At 31.5% G+C, this 7,464-nt stretch carries 7 protein-coding genes; 5 read left to right on the forward strand and 2 right to left on the reverse strand.

Features of this window, described 5'->3' with window-relative positions:
- The first annotated feature begins 115 nt into the window (after positions 1 to 115).
- From mutL to J5G60_RS15050, 4 genes are all read left to right on the forward strand, one after another.
- Positions 116 to 1,951 (forward strand): DNA mismatch repair endonuclease MutL, encoded by a 1,836-nt coding sequence (gene mutL, locus J5G60_RS15035; RefSeq protein ID WP_150358743.1) that lies wholly within the window; start codon positions 116 to 118, stop codon positions 1,949 to 1,951.
- A gap of 10 nt (positions 1,952 to 1,961) precedes the next feature.
- Complete coding sequence (gene miaA / locus J5G60_RS15040) at positions 1,962 to 2,894, forward strand: tRNA (adenosine(37)-N6)-dimethylallyltransferase MiaA (RefSeq protein ID WP_150358744.1); 933 nt, start codon at positions 1,962 to 1,964, stop codon at positions 2,892 to 2,894.
- Between the two features lie 92 nt (positions 2,895 to 2,986).
- Positions 2,987 to 3,238 (forward strand): RNA chaperone Hfq, encoded by a 252-nt coding sequence (hfq, locus tag J5G60_RS15045; RefSeq protein WP_150358745.1) that lies wholly within the window; start codon positions 2,987 to 2,989, stop codon positions 3,236 to 3,238.
- A gap of 121 nt (positions 3,239 to 3,359) precedes the next feature.
- Entirely contained in the window at positions 3,360 to 4,643 is a 1,284-nt protein-coding gene (locus tag J5G60_RS15050) for a methionine gamma-lyase family protein (RefSeq protein ID WP_150358746.1), read from the forward strand.
- 69 nt (positions 4,644 to 4,712) lie between these two features.
- Here the strand turns inward: J5G60_RS15050 and lexA are convergent, their stop codons facing one another.
- The gene (lexA, locus tag J5G60_RS15055) at positions 4,713 to 5,321 is read right to left on the reverse strand and encodes a transcriptional repressor LexA (protein ID WP_150358747.1); all 609 of its coding nucleotides are present in this window, start codon (positions 5,319 to 5,321) and stop codon (positions 4,713 to 4,715) included.
- 172 nt (positions 5,322 to 5,493) lie between these two features.
- On the opposite strand from lexA, the gene J5G60_RS15060 reads away from it, so the two are divergent.
- A complete protein-coding gene (locus J5G60_RS15060; protein ID WP_150358748.1) occupies positions 5,494 to 5,877 on the forward strand; it encodes a hypothetical protein in 384 nt (127 codons plus the stop codon).
- A 45-nt stretch (positions 5,878 to 5,922) separates the two neighbouring features.
- Here J5G60_RS15060 and J5G60_RS15065 read toward each other — a convergent pair whose 3' ends face one another.
- The gene (locus tag J5G60_RS15065; protein WP_150358749.1) at positions 5,923 to 6,906 is read right to left on the reverse strand and encodes a tyrosine recombinase XerC; all 984 of its coding nucleotides are present in this window, start codon (positions 6,904 to 6,906) and stop codon (positions 5,923 to 5,925) included.
- Positions 6,907 to 7,464: the final 558 nt, after the last annotated feature.

Raw genomic sequence — 7,464 nt, forward strand, 5'->3', positions numbered from 1 at the left:
ATTAAAAATATAGATATATTAAATATGACACCTATGGATGGTTTTAATAAACTTTATGATATAATAAAAAGAGTGAAGTCTATATAATTTTAAATAAACAAAGGATTGATATACCATGAAAAGGATAAATCTTCTGGATATAAATACTTCAAATAAAATTGCCGCAGGAGAAGTTGTGGAAGGTCCTTCCTCTGTAGTAAAGGAATTACTTGAAAATAGTATAGACTCGGGTGCTAAAAATATAACTGTAGAAATTGAGGAAGGCGGAGAAAAATCCATAAAAGTACTGGACGATGGCTGCGGAATACATCCAATGGACATAGAAAAGGCCTTTATGCCCCATGCTACAAGTAAAATAAGCAGTGTAGAAGATCTGGAAAAGGTAAACACCATGGGATTTAGAGGTGAGGCTCTGGCGAGTATAGCTGCGGTATCCAATGTAATTCTTAAGAGCAGAACCGCTCAGTTTGATTCAGGTATGGAAATAAAAATAAATGGCGGGAAACTAGAAGGTGTTCAACACAGTGGATGCAATCCTGGAACTTCAGTTTTAGTGAAAAATTTATTTTTCAATGTACCTGCAAGGCAAAAGTTTTTAAAATCTCCCAGTAGAGAAGCTGCGGGAATTTCAGACATAATAAGCAGGCTTTCCTTGGCTAATGCGGATATTTCTTTTAAATTTTTTAAAAACGGCAAAAAATCTATCACCACCTATGGCTCAGGAAACGTAATGGATGTTGTACGGTGTATATATGGCAAAAATATTTACGAAAATGTAATTCCTATAGAAAAACACGGTGACATAATTTCAATTTACGGATATATAGGAAATTCTGAAATAAGCCGTGGCAGTAGAAATAATCAGAGTCTATTTGTAAATAAAAGATATGTTAAGAATAAATCCATAGCTACAGCTGTGGAAAAGGCATTTAAATCTTTTATTACTATAAATAAATTTCCTTTTTTTATATTGTTTATAGATATATTTCCTGAGTTTATAGATGTAAATGTTCATCCTGCTAAATGGGAAGTAAAATTCAGTGACTCTGGAATGGTATTTAAATTTGTATTTGATGCCGTTCATGAAGCCCTTAGGGACAGTTTGAAGGATTCTTTTACTATTGAGCCTGATATTGAATCCACCCATGTGAGGGAAATCCAGATTCCGGTTGATTTAGAGTCTTTAAATAGTAAAAATTATTTAAATTCAGACAGTGAAAAGAAAGAGTATAATAATTTTATCAATGAAAATGCTGGTAGATTTCGAGAACATGAATCGAATCTATATAAATCCCATTATCCTAATTTACAGATAGATTCAGCAGATGAGGTGAATGGGAAAACTAAGCATAGGGAGAATGCAATTGCTAAATTTCCACCTCTTGAAATAATCGGTCAGTTTCACAATACTTATATAATAGCAGAGGACGGGAATAATTTATACATGATAGATCAACATGCTGCCCATGAAAAAATTCTCTTTGAAAAATATAAGAAAAGTATTCAAAAAGGTGATATACTGTCTCAAGTATTAGCCACACCGGTAGTTATGGAACTTACACCTATTGATTATAATTATTATATGGAAAATGAAAATGTATTTAAGAAAACTGGGTTCAAGGTAGAATTATTTGGAGATACGGCTGTGAGCATAAGGGAAGTACCTATGATACTCGGAAAACCGGATATTAAAAATTTATTTATGGATATGATTGACAATTTAAAAAATATGGGATCCGGAGAACCCTGGGAAGTAAAATATCTTTCCATAGCAACACTTGCCTGCAAAGCTGCTATTAAGGCAAAAGATCATCTGTCGCATATGGAAATGAAAAGTTTACTTGAAGAATTGAGGTTTATAGAAGATCCTTATACTTGTCCTCACGGAAGGCCCGTTATAATAAAATTTACATTAAATGATTTGGAGAAAAAATTCAAGCGAATACAGTGAGGGGAAAGATATGCAAAATTTATTTATATTAGCAGGCCCTACTGCAGTGGGGAAAAGTGATATATCCATAGAAATTGCCAAAGAATTAGATGGCGAAATAATATCTGCAGACTCTATGCAAATATACAAATATATGAATATAGGTTCTGCAAAAATTACAGTAGAAGAAATGAAGGGAATACCACATCACTTGATAGACTTTATTGAACCCGACAAAAGTTTTAATGTATCAGAATATAAAAAACTGGCTGTAAAAACTATAGATGGGATATGTAAAAGAAACAGACTTCCAATGTTAGTAGGAGGTACAGGTCTTTATATTAATTCTCTTATATGCAACTATGATTTTACAGATGCTAAGATAGATAAAAATTACAGAAGATACCTTCAAAAATTAGCTGGGGATCAGGGGAGAGAGTATGTACATTCTCTTTTAAAAGATGTAGATAGGTTATCCTATGAAAAACTTTATCCCAATGACTTAAAAAGGGTCATTAGAGCTCTAGAAGTTTATAAACTTACGGGAAAAACCATAGGTGAATTTAATACTGAAAATCATTTATGCAAGATACCATATAAGATATATTATTTTGTATTGACTATGGATAGAGCTAAATTATACCAGAGAATTAATAAGAGAGTGGATATAATGTTGGAAAGGGGACTCATAGATGAAGTCAGAAATTTAAAATCTATGGGATATACAGCAGATATGCAATCCATGAAAGCTATAGGGTATAAAGAAATACTAAGCTATTTAGAAGGTAAGATATCTTTAGATGAAGCTATATATTTAGTTAAAAAGGGAAGTAGAAATTATGCTAAAAGGCAATTGACATGGTTTAGAAAAGACAAAAGAGCCATATGGATAGATGAAGATGATTTTAATTGTCGTAGTGAAATAGCTGATCATATAATAAATAAATTTGAATCCATACAGTAGTTTTAAATTTAACTGTAATAGGATTCATTGATACTGAAAATTTTTGCGATATCTATAGAATTATATAATAAAAATTATGGAGGGTGAGAGCTATGAGTAAACCAGCTAATAATTTACAGGATATTTTTTTAAATGGTGCGAGAAAAAATAGAATTTCAGTTACCATATATTTGACCAATGGATTTCAAATTAAGGGAACTGTAAAGGGATTTGACAATTTTACAGTCATATTAGATTGTGCTGGCAAGCAGATGATGGTATATAAACATGCAATTTCCACTATTACACCCATAAGGTCAATCTTATTTAATGCGCAAATTGAAACGGAAGATTATAAAGAGTAACTAAAAATATCAAGTAATTAAGCTATTGTGAAATATAGAGAGGAATAGGTGCTGCCTATTCCCTTTCTGTGTGCTTTTATTGTAATATATATCACTCATTATATTTAGGGAGGTACCAATATTGTTAGATATAACTAAGGAAAAACTCAGAAAAGCATATAAAATAAGTGAAAAAATAATTGATCTATATGAAAAAGCCTTAGAGGATATAAGGGATCAATTTAAATACTATGATGAAATAAGGGAATACAATCAAATAAAAGTTTTAGATGCACTGCAGAAGGAGAGAATAAGTGAAGCACATTTTACCAATTCATCAGGGTATGGGTATGGTGACATAGGTAGAGATTCTTTAGATAAGGTATATGCAGATGTATTCAATTCAGAGAGTGCACTCGTAAGACCACATTTTGTAAATGGAACCCATGCCCTTTGCTGTGCAATATTTGGAAACTTACGTCCCGGAGATACGATGCTTTCTGTATGTGGTACTCCCTATGACACTTTACATAATTTAATAGGCATAGGCACTAATAAAAAAAACATGGGCTCTCTTGTGGAATATGGTATAAATTATGAACAGGTGAACTTAACCGAGGATAATAGGATAGACTTCGAGAGCATAGAAAAGCATCTTAAAAAAAATGACAGTATAAAATTAGTACATATACAGAGATCCACCGGCTACGGTTGGAGAAAATCTCTTCTTGTATCTGAGATTAAGAATATAATTGATTTTGTAAAGAAGATAAGACCCAATGTAATATGCTTTGTAGACAATTGCTACGGTGAATTTATAGATACTTTAGAGCCCACAGATGTAGGCGCTGATCTAGCAGCAGGCTCACTCATAAAGAATATAGGTGGTGGAATAGCACCTACAGGTGGTTACATAGTTGGCAAAGAGGAATATGTAACTCAAGCCTCATATAGATTGACTGTTCCAGGAATAGGAGGGGAGTGCGGTTCAACCTTTGGAGTCATGAGGCTTTTATACGAAGGATTATTTCTAGCTCCACATATCTCCATAGAAGCAGTAAAGAGTGCTATTTTTTGTGCTAGAATTATGGAATTAGCAGGATTTGAAGTTCTGCCTAAGTACAATGATAAAAGAAGTGATATAATACAAGCAATTAAATTTAATGATAAATCGAAATTGATAAACTTCTGCAGAGCCATTCAAAAAGGATCACCAGTGGATTCATTTGTTAAATGCGAGCCCTGGGATATGCCGGGATACTCAGATCAAGTTATAATGGCTGCAGGTGCTTTTGTACAGGGATCCTCTATAGAACTATCTGCAGATGCCCCTATAAGAGAGCCTTATATAGGATATCTTCAAGGTGGATTGACTTTTGATCATGCCAAAGTAGGGATACTTGTGGCTCTATCAAACATATTATAGAACATAAGGTTAAAACAGAGATTTGCTTCTTAATAAACAGATCTCTGTTTCAGATTGCTTACAATTGGATTAATATTTTCTGTATATACCTACTAATTTACCTATGATTTTACAATCATCTACTATAATAGGGGACATATTCTTATTTTCTGGCTGCAGCCTTATGCTGTTCTTTTCTCTGAAAAATCTTTTTAGAGTGGCCTCGTTTTCAATCAAGGCTGCAACTATATCACCATTTTCAGCAAAATTAGTCTGCTCCAGTATGGAGAAATCACCATCTAGTATGCCTGCATCTATCATGCTCTCTCCCTTTACTTTTAACATAAATAATTTTTTATCATTTTTAATATAATCCATGGGAACAGGGAAAAAATCTTCTATATTTTCAGTGGCTAAAATAGGCGTGCCAGCAGCTATATCTCCTATGATAGGTATATCTATCATTTCTTTTTGAGGAATTGATTTTTCTACGATTTCTATAGTCCTAGATTTAATTCCGTCCCTCTTTATAAAGCCTCTTTTTTCCAATTTTTCAAGATGGTTGTGAACAGTGGAAGTAGACCTTAAGCCAACAGCTGCACATATTTCTCTAACAGAAGGAGGGTACCCTTTTTCTCTAATCTGAGATTTTATAAATTCGTATATCTGAAGCTGTCTATTATTACTAGAATTTTTCATAAAAAACACTCCTATACTTTATTTATTAGAAGTCTATCAAATTCATTACAAAGTGTAAAGTTAGACAATAGAATCACTTGATGTGAATTATATCATAGAAGTTGACAAATATCAAACTTATGTTCTATACTAATTTTGTTACATAATAGTTAGATAGTAAGAAGGAGATATTATGAAAAATTATTATTGTATACTTGATAAAAATAAACTGTGCGATAACTGTGGTGAATGTGATGTATGTGATTTGGATCCAAATAAAAAATGTGATAATTGTGGAAAATGTCTTGAAATGGAAGGATATGATATGAAAGCCATAAAAATTGATGGTATTATAGACGATAAAAATGAATCCAGAGAATATGAGAGAGAGGAGAAGAATTATTACTCAGATGATTTTCATTCTCATTATTCCAAAGAGGATCCCAGTACTGAATTTATAGAAGATGTAGACGGATTGAAAGAGGCCTTAGAAAATAAGGAGATTTTTGATAAAGTTGCATATGAAGAATATCCTGGGCTTATAAGAGTTCAAAAAAAGCATAAAAATAGCAAGTAGTGTTTTATATCCAAATTGAGACCGGAAGAAAATTCCGGTCTTTTGCTATTTTTCTTCACTTAAAGGGTTTGATTTTACTGCTTCTCTGAGTTTTTCGTCATCCACATGGGTGTAGATCTGAGTAGTGGATATATTTTCGTGGCCCAATATTTTTTGAAGGCTTCTTATATCTACATTGCCGTATTTGTACATGAGGGTAGCCGCAGTATGTCTCAATTTATGGGGGGTATACTTTTCACTATCTAGGCCGGCATTTTTCAAATATTTTTTTAACATTAACTCTACAGTTCTTTTGTTTATTCTGTTGTAATTCCTGCTTATGAAAAGAGCATCTTTATTTTTTATCTTATTATAATATTTATTTCTTTCTTTAACATAGATATCAAGAGCTTCCATGCAGGCCCTGTTTAGATATATAGTCCTCTCTTTATTTCCCTTTCCAACTACAGTCAAGGTGTCATCTTTAATATTTGAAATATTTATACCGCATAATTCAGATAATCTCATCCCGCAATTTAAAAAGAAAGTTATTATACAATAATCTCTTTTTTTGAACTTTCCATCTACAGCTCTTAATAAAGCTCTGCTTTCGCCTAAGCTCAAATAAATTGGATTTCTTTTGCTTATTTTAGGTGATTCCAATTCCAGAGCAGGGTTTTCATCTATTATCTTGGCCTTATTGCAGAGATATTTAAAGAAGGATTTTAGAGCTGCTACTTTTCTGGCCCTGGTATAACTTCCGTTATTTCTATAATTCTCGGTAAAGGATATAAACGCAAACAGATCACTTAAATCTATCTGTCTTATAAAATTTTCATCTATATCGTTTATTTTTATTTTTTTAAATTCATAGTTTCCTTTAATGAGACCTTTGTAAAGTTTTAAGAATCTAAAAAACATGGTAAGATCCACTTTATAGCCATTTAATGTATTTTTTGATTTTCCCCTAATGGTTCCAAGATAGTTTAAGAAGTCATTTAGACATTTGGGAAGCCTGGGATTGTAAACATGTTTTAGGTTATACTGCATAAAGTCTTCTCCTTTCCAAAAATAACTTTAACTTCGCTAAATGATTATTTAGCGAAGTTAAGTATTCTATAAAAGCTGTTCAAAATCCTTCTTTTATTGTACTAAATTTATAATTTTTTTATCCAAATAAGCAAAACACATGTTAATTTAAGAATTACTTGATAACAAATTTTTCACACAATATGAATTAAAGCTTGTTTTGCAAATATATTGTGCTAATTTGTAAAAAACTGCTTATCAATAAAGTTATAAATGAATTTTTATTTCTTAAATAATTCATTTTAAGTTAAATGAACTTATTAACATATTGTGGAAATAAAGTGGACATTTATAAAATTGAAATATTTCCACAATATGGTGATAAATGTGTGGATTCATTTTTCCCCTATTTTTTCCTATTTTCTTGTGAGAAGCGTACAAACTTAGGAATTTAAAAAGAATGGATTTATTTGTAGAATAAGAGAATAAAAAATGCTTTAATGTATAAATTCTAAAGTTATATGTTTTTAAAATTATTTTTTTTAACAGAATTTATATTTAGTGTTAATTCTTATATAC

The organism is Clostridium sp. HV4-5-A1G, assembly GCF_900184915.1.
In the GTDB taxonomy this organism is placed as follows: domain Bacteria; phylum Bacillota; class Clostridia; order Clostridiales; family Clostridiaceae; genus Clostridium_B; species Clostridium_B aromativorans.

Bases quoted from the DNA above. Each gene is read 5' to 3' on its own strand.
- mutL (WP_150358743.1), top strand. From the start codon at position 116: ATGAAAAGGATAAATCTTCTGGATATAAATACTTCAAATAAAATTGCC.
- miaA (WP_150358744.1), top strand. From the start codon at position 1,962: ATGCAAAATTTATTTATATTAGCAGGCCCTACTGCAGTGGGGAAAAGT.
- hfq (WP_150358745.1), top strand. From the start codon at position 2,987: ATGAGTAAACCAGCTAATAATTTACAGGATATTTTTTTAAATGGTGCG.
- lexA (WP_150358747.1), bottom strand. From the start codon at position 5,321: ATGAAAAATTCTAGTAATAATAGACAGCTTCAGATATACGAATTTATA.
- J5G60_RS15060 (WP_150358748.1), top strand. From the start codon at position 5,494: ATGAAAAATTATTATTGTATACTTGATAAAAATAAACTGTGCGATAAC.
- J5G60_RS15065 (WP_150358749.1), bottom strand. From the start codon at position 6,906: ATGCAGTATAACCTAAAACATGTTTACAATCCCAGGCTTCCCAAATGT.